A 15,510-nucleotide genomic window follows, 5' to 3' on the forward strand; every position below is an offset into this window, starting at 1 on the left:
GCTCCGTACTCCATCGGCCGGTGCCGCGACGGCCGTTCGGCGTACGGGCCGGCTCGCGGATCACCCGGGTGCGACCACCGACCGGAACTTCTCCCACTGGGCGTCGGTGACCGACTCGGGCACGCCGCCGAAGTCCTTGGTGCTCGTGATCTCGCCCCGGAAGGAGAGGGTGGCCGAGCCGGAGCGCACGACGGTGAGGTACTCGTGGAGCTTGAGCTTGCCCTTCACGTCGAGAATGGTGAAGTGGTAGGCCCTGGCCTCGTCCGCGCCCGCGCCGAACTCGGGCGCGTCGACCGGCTCCACCTTCAGGTATTCGCCCTTGGCGATGGCCCGCACCTCGGTGAAGCCGTCGGCGCACTCCCGGCCGGCCCTGGCGAGGGCCTTCATCACCCGGGCCGCGTCGCCGCCCCCGTACGAGCGGAGCTGGACGGCGACGGTCAGGCCGAGCACCTCGTCGGGGACATCGACCTGGCGGTTGACCTCGCTCTTCAGGTCGTAGTCGGTGACGTCGGCGGCGAGGCTGACCAGGGGCTGGCAGAGGGCCGGTTCGGCCGTGTAGTCGTCACCGTGCGGCGCGCCGAGGGTGAACTCCGAGGCGGTGTACTCGCCGACGCTCTCGCCGTCGGTGAAGGAGGCGGCGGTGAGTTGCGCCTCGGTGAGGGCTTCGGGCCCCTGGGCGCCGGCGGACGCCGTTCCCCTTCCGCCCGGCCGCTTGCCGTCCTGGCCGGTGTCGCCGTCCTGGCCGCCGCCGTCCTGACCACCGCCGCACGCGGCCGCGCCGGCCAGCAGGAGGCCGGCCGCCACGAGGGCCGCGCCGCGCCGCCGCCGGCTGTGCTTTCCCGCCCCGAACATGCGTGACCCCTGGTTCCGTTGATGCGTGAGTGAGTGCACGATTGTGGTGCACGGGTGCGGTTCGCGCCACAGGCACCCCGCCCGGACGACGCCCGTCCGCCTGTTCGCCCGTACGCCCTTACGAGAAGGAGCCGGCCTTGGCCGTCGAACGCACCGATCCCTTCGTCATCGCCGGTGAACGCGAGACCCTGCGCGCGATGCTGGAGTTCCACCGCTCGACGCTCGCCATGAAGTGCGACGGGCTGGGCGACGAGGACCTGCGCCGGCAGTCGGTGCCGCCGTCGACGCTGTCGCTGCTGGGTCTGGTGCGGCATATGGCGGAGGTGGAACGGGCATGGTTCCGCCGGGTGATCGACGGCGAGGACATTCCGCTCGTGTGGTCGGACGAGGGCGACTTCCAGGTGGCGTACGACGCGTCCTCGGCCACCCGGTCGCAGGCGTTCGACGCCTGGCGGACGGAGGTCGGGCACGCGCGGCGCATCGAGCGGGAGGCCGAGTCGCTGGACGTGACGGGCGTCTGGGCCCGGACGGGCAAGGACGTGTCGCTTCGGCTGGTGATGCTCCACATGGTGCACGAGTACGCCCGCCACAACGGCCACGCCGACTTCCTGCGCGAGGCGATCGACGGAAGCGTCGGCGTGTGATGCGGGCCCCGGCTGCCCCGAGTGAGCTGCTGATCCACGAAGTTGAGCGGACCGGTTCCGGTGAGGCCGTCTGTGTGGTGCGGTGCGTGGGCGGAGTCGCGCGCGTGGGGCAGGAGTACGCGGTTCCGGCGGCGCCGGGCGCGGCTGAGTGCCTTCCCGTCGTACTGGAGGGCATCCAGCGCTACGAGAACGTGCACGTCGATCTCTTCGGTGCGCCGCACGCCGCCAAGGTCCGGCTGTCGGGGCCGGGGGTGCGGGGGCTGAGGCCGCGGCTCGTCGTCTCCGGGGGGTGAGCGGCCCCTCGGGCGTCCGGCGCATACCGAGCGGGCGTCCGGCGGGCGTCCGGCGGCGGTTGAGCGGGTGGCGGCGGGCGTGCGGCGGTTGGGTACGGTCCGGCGGTTGAGCGGCGCGCCTCCGGCGGCGGTTACCAGGCGCGCCGGAGTGCCGCGAAGGCCTCGTGGAAGGCCGGGAACGTCTTGCGCACGCAGCCGGGGTCGTCGAAGGTGACGCCCGGTGCGGTGCGCAGGGAGGTGACGGCGAAGGACATCGCCATGCGGTGGTCGCCGTGGGTGGCGATCTCGGCGGGGCGCGGCGTGCCGGGGTGGATCTCGATCCAGTCGGGGCCTGTGGCGACCGTGACGCCCATCCGCCGCAGGTTCTCCGCGCAGGCCTCCAGCCGGTCGCACTCCTTCACGCGGGTGTTGGCGACGTCCTCGATGCGGACCGGCCCGTCGGCGTACGGCGCGATGGCGGCCAGCGTCGGCATGGTGTCGGAGATGTCGCGCATGTTGACCGTGAGGCCGTGCAGGGTGCCGGTGCCCCGGACGGTGGTGCTGTCGGCGGCGACGCGGACCTCGGCGCCCATCCGCTTCAGCACGTCGACGAAGCGCAGGTCGCCCTGGAGCGCGCCGGCTCCCAGCCCGGGGACCGTGACCTCGCGGCCGGGCGAGATCGCCGCCGCGGCGAAGAAGTAGCCGGCGGTGGAGGCGTCGGGCTCGACGGCGTACGTCGTGGCGCGGTAGCCGCCGGGCGCGACGGTGAAGACGTCGCCCTCGCGGGTGACGCGGGCACCGAAGCCGCGCATCATCGCGAGCGTGATCTCGACGTACGGCGCCGAGACGAGGTCGGTGACCGTGATGCGCAGGCCCTCGGCGGTCAGCGGGCCGAGCATCAGGAGCGCCGTCAGGTACTGCGACGACTCCCCCGCGTCGAGGGTGACGTCGCCGCCCTTGATGCCGGCGGCTTCGATGCGCAGCGGGTGGTGGCCCTCGGCCTCCTCGTGGCGGAGGTCGACGCCCAGTGCGCGCAGCGCCTCGGTGAGCGGGGCCAGCGGGCGGCGGCGCATCTGCGGGGAGGCGTCGAAGCGGTACGTGCCGGACGCCGCCGCGGCGGCGAGTGTGGGCAGGAAGCGGGCGGTGGTGGCGCCGTCGCGGCAGTACACGTCGGCCGCGCCGGCCGCCGGGCCCTCGGGGCGCCCCTCGACGCGCCAGGCGTCGGCCCCGCGCTCCAGCCGGTAGCCGAGCCGGCCGAGTCCCTCGGCGAAGCCCTCGGTGTCGTCCGAGCTCAGCGGACGCAGCAGGGTGGTGGTTCCGGCGGCCGCGGCGGCGAGGAAGAGGGCGCGGGCGGTCACGGACTTGGAGCCGGGAATGTCTACGAGGGTCACGGAACCCCATCCTGCCGCGCCCACGCCGACGCGCCGCGCTCCGTTCCGCCCCTTGGACACGTACGGGCGTACGGGCGTACGGGCGTACGGGCGTACGGGCGTACGGGCGTACGGGCGCGAGCGCACCCGGCGGCGCCGGGTGCGCCCGCGTGTGTCAGCGGATCGGGCGGTGGACGTTCTCCCGTTCCGAGGGGCCGGGGGCGGCCTCGGTGATCCAGGGCCCGTCGCCGCTGGGGTCGACGACGCCCTGCTCCAGCCAGGTGTACGTACCGGACAGGACGCCCTTGACGACCTTGCGGTCGAGGTCGTCGGTGTTGGTCCACAGGCGGTTGAAGAGTTCCTCCGTCCGGATGCGGGACTGGCGGCAGAAGGCGTCGGCCAGTTGGTACGCCTCGCGGCCGTGATCCGTGGTGGTGCGCAGGAGTTCGGCGCGTACGCAGGCCGCGCTCACGGCGAAGAGCTCGGCCCCGATGTCGACGATCCGGCCGAGGAAGCCCTGCTTCGTCTCCATGCGGCCCTGCCAGCGCGACATCGCGTAGAAGGTGGAGCGGGCGAGCTTGCGTGCCGTGCGTTCGGCGTAACGGAGGTGGACGGACAGGTCCGGGTGCCCGGCCGGGTGGAACTCGGCGTACGAGCGCGGCAGTTGTCCCGGCCCGGTGACGAGTTTGGGGAGCCACTTGGCGTAGAAGCCGGCCGCGTTCGCACCCGCCTTCGCCTTGGCCGAGAGCGGCTTGTCGGGGTCGATGATGTCGCCCGCCACCTTCAGGTGGGCGTCGACCGCCTCTCGCGCGATGAGCAGGTGCATGATCTCGGTGGATCCCTCGAAGATCCGGTTGATGCGCAGATCGCGCAGCATCTGCTCGGCGGGGACGGCCCGTTCGCCCCTGGCGGCCAGCGAGTCCGCGGTCTCGAAGCCCCGGCCGCCGCGGATCTGGACGAGCTCGTCGGCCATCAGGCAGGCCATCTCGCTGCCGTACAGCTTGGCGAGGGCCGCCTCGATACGGATGTCGTTGCGGTCCTCGTCGGCCATCTGTGAGGACAGGTCGAGTACCGCTTCGAGGGCGAAGGTGGTGGCGGCGATGAAGGCGATCTTCGAGCCGACGGCCTCGTGGAAGGCCACCGGCTTGCCCCACTGCTCGCGCACCGACGACCACTCGCGGGCGATCTTCAGGCACCACTTGCCCGCGCCGACGCACATCGCGGGCAGCGACAGGCGTCCGGTGTTGAGGGTGGTGAGCGCGATCTTGAGGCCGGCGCCTTCGGGGCCGATGCGGTTGGCTGCGGGGACCCGTACCTGATGGAAGCGGGTGACACCGTTCTCCAGGCCGCGCAGGCCCATGAAGGCGTTGCGGTTCTCGACGGTGATGCCCGGCGCGTCCGCCTCGACCACGAAGGCGGTGATGCCGCCCTTGTGGCCGGGCGACTTCGGCACGCGCGCCATGACGACCAGCAGGTCGGCCACCACCCCGTTGGTCGTCCAGAGCTTCACGCCGTCCAGGACGTACGCGTCGCCGTCCGGGACCGCGGTCGTCGCGAGCCTGGCGGGGTCGGAGCCCACGTCCGGCTCGGTGAGGAGGAACGCGGAGATGTCGGTGCGGGCCAGGCGCGGCAGGAAGGCGTCCCGCTGCTCCTGTGTGCCGAAGATTTTGAGCGGCTGCGGTACGCCGATCGACTGATGCGCCGACAGGAGCGCGCCGATGGCGGGGCTCGCGGAGCCGACGAGCGCCAGGGCCTTGTTGTAGTACACCTGGGTGAGGCCGAGGCCGCCGTACTTGATGTCGATCTTCATGCCGAGCGCGCCGAGCTCCTTGAGCCCGTTGATCACCTCGTCGGGGATCTTCGCCTCGCGCTCGATCCGCGCGCCGTCGATCCGCGTCTCGCAGAAGTCCCGGAGCTTGGCGAGGAACGCCTCCCCGCGCGCCGCGTCCTGGGGCGGCGGCATCGGATGGGGGTGGATGAGGTCCATGCGCAGGCGGCCGAGGAACAGTTCCTTGGCGAAACTGGGCTTGCGCCAGTCCTGCTCGCGCGCCGCCTCGGCGACCTGCCGCGCTTCGCGCTCGGAGACCTTGGGCTGCTGGGTCGGTTGTGCGGACATGAGGAGCTCACCTCGCCGCGAGTCGTGGCCCGGTCGGTCGCATTACCGACTGGTTTACTCGACCGTATCTACCCGATATCCGGCATCCCCACCACCCCTGGCGCACCGTTCGCGGTCGGGGCGGAACGCGGCCGCGTCGCGTCCGTCCGGCTGAGACGGGGCGGCGGCGCGCCGGGACGGAGGCCCGGCAGGCGACGGCGGGGCCTTCGTGGGCGGCTCAGTGACGGCGGTCTCCTACGAGCGCCCGGCGGGCCGTCCCGCCCGGATCACGGACGCTCGCGCAGTCGCCCACAGCAGCCACCCTGGTCGGCTCACCGGCGCCGGCCTTCCACCCGCGGCCCGCACCCGCCGCCCGCCGGGCCGTCCCGCGCGGGTCGGCGACGGCGGTCGCTCACCCGGCGGCCCGTCCCGGGCCCGGCACCGGTTCCCGGTGACTCAGCCGCACCGGGAACGCCGACGCCATACGGCTCCAGCCGTGGCCGCCGAAGTGGACCGAGCACCACGAACCGTCGACGAAGCCGATCTCGTGGTTGCCGCCCGCCACGTCGCTCCGGTCACGGATCCAGGTCACGTTGCGCAGATCCGTGGACCAACCCACTTCGGCCGGAGTGAGCCCGCCGGTGAAGGAGCGCGCGCGGGACACGTAGGCGAGCTGGAGGCGTCGGTCGGTGACCTGCATCAGCACGCCCGCGCTGTTCTTGGTCCGCGGCAGTACGGAGCGGGCCAGGTGGCTGGCCATGCTGTCCCAGCCGCCGTGGAACGGCTTGCCCGGCTTCTGCGCCTCACGCCAGAAGACCGCTTCGAAGAACGCCTCGAACGGGTTCCAGGTGATGGCGAAGACCCTCGCGGCTGCGTGCACGGGCAGGAGCAGCCAGCTCCCGAGCGTGCGACTCTCGGACCGCAGGGCGCGCGGGCGGCGGAAGTAGCCGGGCCTCGGCGCCCTGCCGGGGAGGGAGACCCCGTGCTCACCCCGCAGCACCTCGCCCACCGGCACCAACGCCCTCGCGCGCTCGGCCGCATCGCGGTTCCGGTTCCCAGGGCTCACCCGAAATCGTCCCTCACCGTCCTGGGAGCGACGGAGCGCCCGCCTCCTGATCAACTCCGGGAACGTAACGCACACGGCCGCCCTTGCAGCACTCCAGGCCATGGCCCAGCGCTCTCCGCAACTGCGTCGCCCTGCCCAGCAGCGACAAAGTCCTTCGCCAGGTCGTCGCGGGGGAAAAGGGAACGGCCGGAGCCCCCGCACAGTGGGCTCCGGCCGTGGTTCAGGTGGTGTACGGGGTCAGAGGGCGAGGCCCGTGAAGACCATGACCCGCTCGTACGTGTAGTCGTCCATCGCGAACCGCACGCCCTCGCGGCCGACGCCGGACTGCTTGACGCCGCCGTACGGCATCTGGTCCGCGCGGTACGACGGGACGTCGCCGACGATCACGCCGCCGACCTCCAGCTCGCGGTGGGCGCGGAAGGCCGTCTGGAGGTCGTGCGTGAACACGCCCGCCTGGAGGCCGTACTTGGAGTCGTTGACCGCGGCGAACGCCTCGGCCTCGCCCTCCACCTTGCGGACCGTCAGGACCGGTCCGAAGACCTCCTCGCAGGAGACCGTGGTGTCGGCCGGTACATCGGCGAGAACGGTCGGGGCGTACGACGCGCCCTCGCGCTTGCCGCCGGTCAGCAGGCTCGCGCCGGCCTTGACGGCCTCGTCGACCCACGCCTCGACGCGCTTGGCCGCGTCCTCGTTGACCAGCGGGCCGACGTCGGTGGCGGCGTCGTTCGGGTCACCGGTGACCTGCGCCTCGACGGCGGCGACGATCTTCGGGACGAGGCGCTCGTACACGGACGCGTCGGCGAGCACGCGCTGCACGGAGATGCAGGACTGACCGGCCTGGTAGTTGGAGAAAGTCGCGATGCGGGTCGCGGCCCAGTCCAGGTCCTCGTCCGTGGCCCAGTCGGCCAGGACGACGGCCGCGCCGTTGCCGCCGAGCTCCAGGGTGCAGTGCTTGCGCGGCACCGAGTCCATGATCGCGTAACCGACCTTCTCGGACCCGGTGAAGGAGATGACGGGCAGGCGGTCGTCCTGCACCAGCGCCGGCATCTTGTCGTTGGCGACGGGGAGGACGGACCAGGAGCCGGCCGGCAGGTCGGTCTCGGCGAGCAGCTCACCCAGGATCAGGCCGGACAGCGGCGTGGCGGGAGCCGGCTTGAGGATGATCGGGGCGCCGACGGCGATGGCCGGGGCGACCTTGTGCGCGCAGAGGTTCAGCGGGAAGTTGAAGGGCGCGATGCCGAGGACGGTGCCGCGGGGGAAGCGGCGCGTCAGGGCGAGGCGGCCGACGCCACCGGCGTCGGTGTCGAGGCGCTGGGCCTCTCCGCCGTTGTAACGACGGGCTTCCTCGGCGGCGAACCGGAACACGGAAACGGCGCGGCCGACCTCACCCCGGGCCCACTTGATCGGCTTGCCGTTCTCGGCGGAGATCAGCTGGGCGATCTCCTCCGTACGCTCCACCAGACGCTTGCTGACGTGGTCGAGGGCGGCGGCACGGACGTGCGCGGGCGTGGCCGCGAACTCGGCCTCGACGGCGTGCGCGGCGGCGACGGCCTCTTCGACCTGCGCGTCGGTGGGAATGCTCACGCTGCCGACGAGCCGGCCGTCCCAGGGGGACGTGACGTCGAACGCGTCCTCGCCGGTGGCCTGGCGGCCAGCGAGCCAGAAGGCGTGGGTGGAAGTCATGTCGTTTCCGGCCCTTCCGAGGGGGTGGGTGCTGATGTCCACCACGGTAGGGGGACGGAGGCGGAAGGTCGTTTGTCCGACGTGGAGTGCTGCGCGTCGCGGGGACGCCGGTTTGGACGACGACAGGGTCGTACGCGGTGGCGGAGCGGGGTGGTGCGGGGCACGGGCGCCTCGGGTCTCGGCGGATCTCGCCCCTGCCCGCCCCTTCCCGGGGAACCGGGGCTTCGCCCGGACCCGCTCCGCAAACGCCGGAGGGGAGGAAGGTGGCGACGGGGCGGCGCGGCCGTGGCAGCCTCCGAGGTGCCCCCGCGCGGGTCGGCAATTCAGCGAGCGCGCGGGCGGGGCGGCACTCGGGCTGGGGTGTGTTGGCGCGCGCGGGCCGGCGTGCGGACACCTGCCACGCGGGCGGGCCCGCGTGGGTCATGTGTTCACCCGTACGGGCGCCGGAGGCGATCCGCTGATCCGTCGGCCGTCGCCCCAACGCCGGCCAGCCGGACCCCGCCGCAGGTCAGCCCCCCGTCGGGGTCGCCGTGCTGGTGGCCTTCAGGGCCAGCCACAGCTCCATCCGGACGTCCGCGTCGTCCAGTGAGCGGCCCAGGATCTCCTCGACGCGACGCATCCGGTAGCGGAGCGTGTGGCGGTGCACGCCCAGGTCAGCCGCCGCCGCGTCCCACTGGCCGTGCCGGGAGAGCCACGCCCGGAGGGAGGCGATCAGGTCGCCACGGCCCTTCGCGTCGTGCTCGTGCAGGGCCCGCAGGGTCCCGTCCGCGAAGGACCTGACCGCGTCGTCCGCGAGGAGCTGCATCACCGAGCCCGCCGCCAGTTCCTCGTGCTCGACCAGCGCGCGCCCCCGCCTGCGCGCGACCGACAGGGCCTGTTCCGCCTGCTTGTACGCCCCGACCGCCGTGATCGGCCCGGCCGGCGCGGAGAGGCCGACCACCAGTTCGTCCGCGTCCGCCGGCTCGTGCGGCCGGGCGGAGTCGCCGCGCAGGGCCTCCGTATGGGCGAGGCACGCCTCCACCGCCTCGCCCGCGTCCGCGGCCAGCACCACCAGCCGTTCCCCGTCCGGCACCACGAGCACCGGCTCCCCCGCCCGCATCGCCGCCGACTCCATCGCGTCGGCGAGCGCGTGCAGGGGGTCGCTGCCGGCGGGCGCGGCCTCCGCCTCCGCGACGGCGGGCTCGGCGATCAGCAGCCGGAAGGGGGCGTCGAGCAGCGCCCCGTACAGTTCGCCCGCCACCGCACGCGCGTGGTCCGGTTCGCCCGCCAGCAGCATCCGCAGGACGGCCGCGCCGAGCCGCTGCTCGGCCGCCTGGAGGGAGCGCGACCGCTCGGTGGTCAGGGTCAGCAGTGCGATGGCGGAGTGCACGGCGTACCGCTCGGCGGTGCCCAGCGGAGCCCCTGTGCCGACCGCCAGTACGCCCCGTACCCGCCGCCCCGCGCCGAGCGACTGGAGCTCGACGCGGTCGTCCGCCTCGGCGTCGCCGTCCGCTCCGCCGCCGACCACGGAGCTCGCGGGCGCGGGGCGCTCGCGCAGCCGTTCCACGTCGGCGGTGAGCCGGGCGGCCCGGCGCGCCGCCCAGTCGGGCGCGGCGGCTACCACCGCTCCTGAGACGTCGTACAGCGCGGCCCACCCGTTCACGTGCGACGCGAGCCGGGCCAGCAGGTCACCCGGCCCGTCGCCGGACAGCGCCGCCTTCGTCAGTTCGCGCTGCGCCTCGAAACCGGCGGTGACGGCGCGGTACTGGTCGGCGGCGTTCGCCGCCGAGACGGCCTTGCTGATGGCGATGAAGGGCGTACGGCGGGGCACTTCGAGCAGCGGCAGGCCCTCTTCCGTGGCGGCGTCGACGAGGGCCGGGGGGATGTCGTCGTAGTGCACGCCGACGGCGAAGCCGAGCCCCACGACTCCGGCCCCGGCCAGCCGCCGCACGTACCGGCGCATCACCTCGGGGTCCTCGGCCTCGATCTTCAGGGCGGTGACGAGCAGCAGCTCGCCGCCCTCCATGTACGGCACGGGGTCGGGCAGCTCGCTGACGTGGGCCCAGCGCACGGGCGTGTCCAGCCGGTCCGCACCGGCGCGCACGGTGAGCTTGAGCGCCGAGTGGTGGACGAGGGAGGCAAGGGTGGGCGGCATGGACGGTCTGACCTTAGGACGGAGGATTTTCGCCGTCGCGTATGAACGGCTCATCTCGATTCTGCCAGGACGTACGGGTCCCCCGCGCCCCCGCCTCTCAGCCCCGCAGATCGACCAGCAGCGGAGGGGCGTGCTCGCCGCGCACCGTGGTCAGCGACAGCACGGCGTGTCCGGCGGGCACGGAGTGCGCCAGTTCGGAGGCCGACCACCGCTCGCGCTCGACCTTCCGTACCGTGATCGCGTCCGTCGTCACGGCCTTGCCGGTGACGATCCGGCGGAAGACGTGGAAGGCGCGGGTGAGCGGCTGGTCGGCGAAGACCGTCCGGCTGGTCACGTCACGCGTTTCCACCCACTCGGTGCCCCACGCCTCGGCGAACCGCTTCCCGTCCCACGTCGTGACCCCCGAGAAGGCCATCCGGCAGCCCACCGCGCCGAGCAGCGCCGCGCGCAGGTGCTCCGGTACGTCGTCCAGCGACCGCAGGGTGAGCACCGCGCCGGCGTTCGCCGAGCGCAGCCTCTGGACGCCGCGCACGGTCTCCGCGGTGATCGCGCGCGTCGCGTCGTCCAGCACCAGGCAGGCGAAGAGCGACCGGTCGGCGCGGTGCGCGGCGCTCGCCGTGAACTGGGCGAGGACGAGTCGCGCGAGCATCCTCGACGCCTCGGCGTGACCGCGCTCCGGCAGGTCGACGCGGACCCGCAGGGGGTGTTCGAGGGAACGGAGCGAGAAGGGCCGCGCCCGGCCGCCCGTGTCGAAGAACGGGGCGAACGCGGGCCGGTCGAGCAGCGCCACCCGGTCGGCGAGGGCGAGGCCCGGGTCGCCGGGCGCCGCCGCCTGCCGGGCGCGGGCGTCGAGTTCCCGCCGCAGGGCGTACTGCGACTCGCCGTCCAGCGCCTCGCGCAGCGCGCCGAGCGCGGCCGGTACGCCGTCGAGCAGCTCACGCAGTTCGGGTACGGAGGGGAAGCGGCCGTAGGCGGCGCGGTACGGGCCGAGGAGCTGGGCGAGGGCGGTGGCGGCGCGGCGGCTGTCGACGTCGGGGAGGTCGCCGACGAAGCCCTCGGCGAGCACGGCGGCGGCCTCGTCCGGGTCGGTGGTGCCGCCGTACAGGTCGAGGTCGTACGCGGAGGACGGGTCTCCGAGTTTGATCACGACGTCGTACGCCTCGTCGGGGCCGAGCCGGGTCCCGGCCGCCGCGACGGCGATGACGGCGGCCTGCCCCGCGAGCGCCTGGAGGGCGAGGGATTCGACGACGGGCCGCACCAGGGCCCGGGTCTTGCCCGTGCCGGGCGGGCCGACGGCGACCAGGGAGGTGCCGAGCAGTTCGGGGTCGAGGGCGAGGCCGGTGCCGCGCCGGGCGTACGGGTTGCGCTCGCCGGGGTGGACGGTGCCGAGCCGGACCTGGCGGGCGCACAGGTCGTGCGCGGCGGCGCGTACGGGCAGGTCGCGCGCGCCCGAGGGGTGGGTGCAGGCGGCGGCGCCGTTGCGCAGGACGGTGTCGGTGAAGGCGCTCAGCCGCGAGGGGTCGGCGCGGACGGACTGCCAGGCGCGGCGGATGCGGGCGTAGTCGACGTCGTTCATCCGCCCCGACCTGGTCTCCTCCGCGAGCCGGGCGGCGGCCTCGGTCTGCCCGGCGCCGCGCAGCTCGGGCCACTCGGCGGGGTCGGCCGCGGAGCCCGGTTCGGTGCGGGGGTCGGGCACGGCGCGGGCGGCGGGGGGCTTGGGGAGCAGGTAGCGGCGTACGACCTCGGCCCAGCGGCCCATGCGGCCGAAGGCGACGGCGAGCAGGAGGGCGAAGAGGCCGTAGTAGAGGTACGTCACCCAGACGTAGGCCATGTTGCCGCCGTCCTCGCGCCACGACTCGGGGGTGACCCAGAAGAGCGGCCAGAGCCAGAAGCTGATGTAGCCGTTCCAGCAGAGCGACCAGATGAGCAGGGCGGTGAGGAGTGAGATCAGGGCGCCGCCGACGAGCTGGCGGCCGGGCACGGTCTCGGGCTCCTCGGCGGGACGCGGGACATGGCCGTACGACCAGACGCCGGGGCCGTCGGCGGTGCGGGGCGTGCGCAGCCACTCCGTGAGGCTCGGGCCGGTGGCCGGGGCGTGGGTGGGGGCGGGCGGCGCCTCGGGGGGCGCGGAGGGGGGCGGCCCGGCGGGGCGGGGTACGGCGTCGGCGCGGGTGGCGCGTGCCTCGGGTGTGCCGGTGCCTTCGGTGTCCATGTGCTGCCCCTGCCCCTCGTCCCCTGACCGCCAAGCCTGTGCGCAGGGCCTCAATCTAGTGCCCGGAGCTGGGCAGTTCACCGCCCCCGCGCCCGGTCGCGCGGCGGTTCGCCGCCTGCGCGGCCGGTCGGGCGGCACGTCGGCGGCGGCGCGGACGCGGTCGGGGGCCCGGGTCCCTGCCGACCGGGCCCGGGGCCGGAGCGCCGCGGTCCCCCGGCCGCAGCGCCGCCGACGGCCCGGCTATGTCCGCCGCGGACAAGGACACGCCCCCACTTCTCCCGAACGGAACATGCCACCCCCCACCCACCGCCCCTAGCCTGCGAAGTAAAGAAGCGTCCGTAATACCCCCAGGAGCCCCCCATGACCGCAGTCCCGCAGGAGCGCCGCGTCGTCACCGCGATTCCCGGCCCGAAGTCGGCCGAGCTTCAGGCCCGGCGCACCGCCACGGTCGCCGGTGGCGTGGGCTCCGTGCTGCCCGTCTTCACCGCGCGCGCGGGCGGCGGCATCATCGAGGACGTCGACGGCAACCGCCTGATCGACTTCGGCTCTGGTATCGCCGTGACCTCCGTCGGCGCCTCCGCCGAGGCCGTCGTGCGCCGCGCCTCCGCGCAGCTCCAGGACTTCACCCACACCTGTTTCATGGTCACGCCGTACGAGGGCTACGTGGAGGTCTGCGAGGCGCTCGCCGAGCTGACCCCGGGCGACCACGCCAAGAAGTCCGCGCTGTTCAACTCGGGCGCCGAGGCCGTCGAGAACGCCGTCAAGATCGCCCGTGCGTACACCAAGCGCCAGGCCGTCGTCGTCTTCGACCACGGCTACCACGGCCGTACGAACCTCACGATGGCGCTGACCGCCAAGAACATGCCGTACAAGCACGGCTTCGGTCCGTTCGCCCCCGAGGTCTACCGCGTCCCGGTCGCCTACGGCTACCGCTGGCCGACCGGCGCCGAGAACTGCGGCCCCGAGGCCGCCGCGCAGGCGATCGACCAGATCAACAAGCAGGTCGGCGCCGAGAACGTCGCCGCGATCATCATCGAGCCGGTGCTCGGCGAGGGCGGCTTCATCGAGCCCGCCAAGGGCTTCCTGCCGGAGATCGTGAAGTTCGCCAACGACAACGGCATCGTGTTCGTCGCCGACGAGATCCAGTCCGGCTTCTGCCGCACCGGCCAGTGGTTCGCCTGTGAGGACGAGGGCATCGTCCCCGACCTGATCACGACCGCCAAGGGCATCGCGGGCGGTCTGCCGCTCGCCGCCGTGACCGGCCGCGCCGAGATCATGGACGCCCCGCACGGCGGCGGCCTCGGCGGCACGTACGGCGGCAACCCGGTGGCCTGCGCCGGCGCGCTGGGCTCCATCGAGACGATGAAGGAGCTCGACCTCAACGCGAAGGCCAAGCGCATCGAGGAGGTCATGAAGGGCCGCCTGGCCACCATGGCCGAGAAGTTCGACATCATCGGCGACATCCGCGGCCGCGGCGCCATGATCGCCATCGAGCTCGTGACGGACCGGGACACCAAGGAGCCGAACGCGGCCGCCGCCGGCGCGCTCGCCAAGGCGTGCCACGCCGAGGGTCTGCTGGTCCTGACCTGCGGCACCTACGGCAACGTGCTGCGCTTCCTGCCGCCGATCGTCATCGGCGAGGACCTGCTCAACGAGGGACTGGACATCATCGAGGCGGCCTTCGCCGGCGTCTGACCTGTGAAGACGTGCGACCTGTGAAGAAAGAGTGGGGGGCCGATGGCGGGATGGAGATCCGGCTGTCGGCCCCCGGCCCGCTGGCGTACGGTTTCTGCAGATGAGTGAAACACCCCGCTCGCAGGGGACTGCGGGCGGTTCCAGGTCGAGGCACCCCCTGCCCCGCCCTGGCCGTGCCTTCGCGCACATGACCGGAGCTTCTGGCTCCGGAACTCCTCACCGATCGGATGGCCGCCCGCCCCACACCCCCCGGGGCGCGCGGCAGCCCGGTCCAGGCGGCTGCCCCGGAACCACCCCCCCTGTTCCGGGGCAGCCGGCTTTCCTCCTCCGGCTCGTCCGGCGCCTCGGGCGCTCCCGCGATGCCTGGCTCTTCGCCCTCTCGGCGATCGTCTTCGCGCTGGTCACCTGGCAGGTGGCCGCCGCCGGACCCCTGCGCCGCGCCGACGAGCGCCTCGGCCGGGCCCTGGCGGGCCGCGGCCCGACCGGGCTCACGGAATTCCTCGCCGACCTCGGCAGCGCGGCGGTCGCGCTCCCGGTGCTCGCCTCGGCCCTCGCGTACGCGCTGTGGCGCGGGGGGCGGGGCGCCTGGCCACGCGCGGCGGCCGCCGCCCTCGCCATGGCGGCCGTGCCCGCCCTCGTGGTCCCGCTCAAGTCCTGGATCGCCCGTACGGGCCCGCTCACCCGGGAGACCGGTTACTACCCGTCCGGGCACACGGCGACCGCGGTCGTCGCCTACGGCGGCGCGGCCCTGCTCGTGTGCGCGTACGTACGCCGCGGCCGCTGGTGGCCGCCGGTCCTCGCGTGCGCGCTGACGCTCGCCACCGGCGCCGGGCTCGTCCTGCGCGGCTACCACTGGCCGCTGGACGTCGTCGGCAGCTGGTGTCTGTGTCTCATGCTGCTGCTGATCAGTCGTCGCCCGCCCGGGCGATGCCCGCGGCGGCCTCGTGCATCGCGAGTTCCAGCAGCGCCGGATCGGTGAGCGTGCCCGCGCCGTCCGGCGGCACGAGCCAGCGGACGCCGCCGGCCGTCCGGCCGGGATAGGGGACGACGATCCAGGTGCCGCTGCCGGCGCCGCGCACGCCCGTGCCGATCCAGCGGCCGACCGTGCCCGCCGGCACGAAGAAACCCATGCGGGAGTCGCCGAAGTCGGCGAGCACGGGCCCCGGCCGGTCGACGAGACGGGTCAGGATGTCGAGCGTGGGGTAGCCGAGCTCCCCCGGCAGGATCAGGACGTCCCAGCGCCTGCCGGCGGGAAGGAGCGCGACCCCGAGGGGGTTGCGCTCCCACTCCCACCGGCAGGCGTCGGGATCCGGTGCCACCGATACGAGCCAGTCCACCGCGGTGTGTGCCCCCGAGCCGGTCATGTCGTCCAGCCTCCGTTCGCGTGCGCAGCCAGTGCGTTCACGAGGGAGAGGGGGCCGGGCCCGGACTATTACGCGGGTTCGGCCATCCTGTTGCTGTGACCCACGTCTCAGTGGGGCCTCCGT

12 protein-coding genes are annotated in these 15,510 nt (G+C 73.7%); 4 read left to right on the top strand and 8 right to left on the bottom strand.

Going from position 1 to position 15,510, the window contains the following annotated elements:
* Positions 1 to 60 precede the first annotated feature (60 nt).
* Entirely contained in the window at positions 61 to 852 is a 792-nt protein-coding gene (locus ACWGH0_RS24295) for a hypothetical protein (protein WP_453406330.1), read from the bottom strand.
* A gap of 197 nt (positions 853 to 1,049) precedes the next feature.
* Between ACWGH0_RS24295 and ACWGH0_RS24300 the strand changes: the two genes are divergently transcribed.
* Both ACWGH0_RS24300 and ACWGH0_RS24305 read left to right on the top strand, forming a co-directional pair.
* Entirely contained in the window at positions 1,050 to 1,496 is a 447-nt protein-coding gene (locus ACWGH0_RS24300) for a DinB family protein (protein ID WP_453406359.1), read from the top strand.
* Positions 1,497 to 1,582: 86 nt separating this feature from the next.
* Positions 1,583 to 1,789 carry a hypothetical protein gene (locus tag ACWGH0_RS24305; RefSeq protein WP_453406331.1) on the top strand — a complete coding sequence of 69 codons (207 nt, stop codon included), beginning with the start codon at positions 1,583 to 1,585 and terminating at the stop codon, positions 1,787 to 1,789.
* 131 nt (positions 1,790 to 1,920) lie between these two features.
* Here the strand turns inward: ACWGH0_RS24305 and aroA are convergent, their stop codons facing one another.
* From aroA to ACWGH0_RS24335, 6 genes are all read right to left on the bottom strand, one after another.
* Complete coding sequence (gene aroA / locus ACWGH0_RS24310) at positions 1,921 to 3,159, bottom strand: 3-phosphoshikimate 1-carboxyvinyltransferase (protein ID WP_453406332.1); 1,239 nt, start codon at positions 3,157 to 3,159, stop codon at positions 1,921 to 1,923.
* A gap of 154 nt (positions 3,160 to 3,313) precedes the next feature.
* Positions 3,314 to 5,254 carry an acyl-CoA dehydrogenase family protein gene (locus ACWGH0_RS24315; protein WP_453406333.1) on the bottom strand — a complete coding sequence of 647 codons (1,941 nt, stop codon included), beginning with the start codon at positions 5,252 to 5,254 and terminating at the stop codon, positions 3,314 to 3,316.
* 391 nt (positions 5,255 to 5,645) lie between these two features.
* Positions 5,646 to 6,299, bottom strand: coding sequence for a hypothetical protein (locus tag ACWGH0_RS24320; protein ID WP_453406334.1), 654 nt, complete (start codon positions 6,297 to 6,299; stop codon positions 5,646 to 5,648).
* Between the two features lie 237 nt (positions 6,300 to 6,536).
* Positions 6,537 to 7,982 (bottom strand): aldehyde dehydrogenase family protein, encoded by a 1,446-nt coding sequence (locus ACWGH0_RS24325; RefSeq protein ID WP_453406335.1) that lies wholly within the window; start codon positions 7,980 to 7,982, stop codon positions 6,537 to 6,539.
* 508 nt (positions 7,983 to 8,490) lie between these two features.
* On the bottom strand, positions 8,491 to 10,116 hold the full coding sequence (locus tag ACWGH0_RS24330) for a PucR family transcriptional regulator (RefSeq protein ID WP_453406336.1): 1,626 nt from the start codon (positions 10,114 to 10,116) through the stop codon (positions 8,491 to 8,493).
* Positions 10,117 to 10,213: 97 nt separating this feature from the next.
* Entirely contained in the window at positions 10,214 to 12,328 is a 2,115-nt protein-coding gene (locus ACWGH0_RS24335) for an ATP-binding protein (RefSeq protein WP_453406337.1), read from the bottom strand.
* A 360-nt stretch (positions 12,329 to 12,688) separates the two neighbouring features.
* Here ACWGH0_RS24335 and gabT point away from each other — a divergent pair, with 360 nt between their 5' ends.
* Together gabT and ACWGH0_RS24345 are read left to right on the top strand one after the other, a co-directional pair.
* Entirely contained in the window at positions 12,689 to 14,023 is a 1,335-nt protein-coding gene (gabT, locus tag ACWGH0_RS24340) for a 4-aminobutyrate--2-oxoglutarate transaminase (RefSeq protein ID WP_452806132.1), read from the top strand.
* 412 nt (positions 14,024 to 14,435) lie between these two features.
* On the top strand, positions 14,436 to 15,002 hold the full coding sequence (locus ACWGH0_RS24345) for a phosphatase PAP2 family protein (protein ID WP_453406338.1): 567 nt from the start codon (positions 14,436 to 14,438) through the stop codon (positions 15,000 to 15,002).
* Here the strand turns inward: ACWGH0_RS24345 and ACWGH0_RS24350 are convergent.
* Positions 14,929 to 15,387 (bottom strand): hypothetical protein, encoded by a 459-nt coding sequence (locus ACWGH0_RS24350; RefSeq protein WP_453406339.1) that lies wholly within the window; start codon positions 15,385 to 15,387, stop codon positions 14,929 to 14,931. The two genes, ACWGH0_RS24345 and ACWGH0_RS24350, sit on opposite strands and share 74 nt — an antisense overlap.
* Between the last annotated feature and the right edge of the window lie 123 nt (positions 15,388 to 15,510).

The sequence above is a fragment of the Streptomyces sp. NPDC054887 genome, assembly GCF_053610585.1.

Bases quoted from the DNA above. Each gene is read 5' to 3' on its own strand.
- ACWGH0_RS24335 (WP_453406337.1), bottom strand. From the start codon at position 12,328: ATGGACACCGAAGGCACCGGCACACCCGAGGCACGCGCCACCCGCGCC.
- ACWGH0_RS24330 (WP_453406336.1), bottom strand. From the start codon at position 10,116: ATGCCGCCCACCCTTGCCTCCCTCGTCCACCACTCGGCGCTCAAGCTC.
- gabT (WP_452806132.1), top strand. From the start codon at position 12,689: ATGACCGCAGTCCCGCAGGAGCGCCGCGTCGTCACCGCGATTCCCGGC.
- ACWGH0_RS24300 (WP_453406359.1), top strand. From the start codon at position 1,050: ATGCTGGAGTTCCACCGCTCGACGCTCGCCATGAAGTGCGACGGGCTG.
- ACWGH0_RS24295 (WP_453406330.1), bottom strand. From the start codon at position 852: ATGTTCGGGGCGGGAAAGCACAGCCGGCGGCGGCGCGGCGCGGCCCTC.
- ACWGH0_RS24325 (WP_453406335.1), bottom strand. From the start codon at position 7,982: ATGACTTCCACCCACGCCTTCTGGCTCGCTGGCCGCCAGGCCACCGGC.
- ACWGH0_RS24350 (WP_453406339.1), bottom strand. From the start codon at position 15,387: ATGACCGGCTCGGGGGCACACACCGCGGTGGACTGGCTCGTATCGGTG.
- ACWGH0_RS24315 (WP_453406333.1), bottom strand. From the start codon at position 5,254: ATGTCCGCACAACCGACCCAGCAGCCCAAGGTCTCCGAGCGCGAAGCG.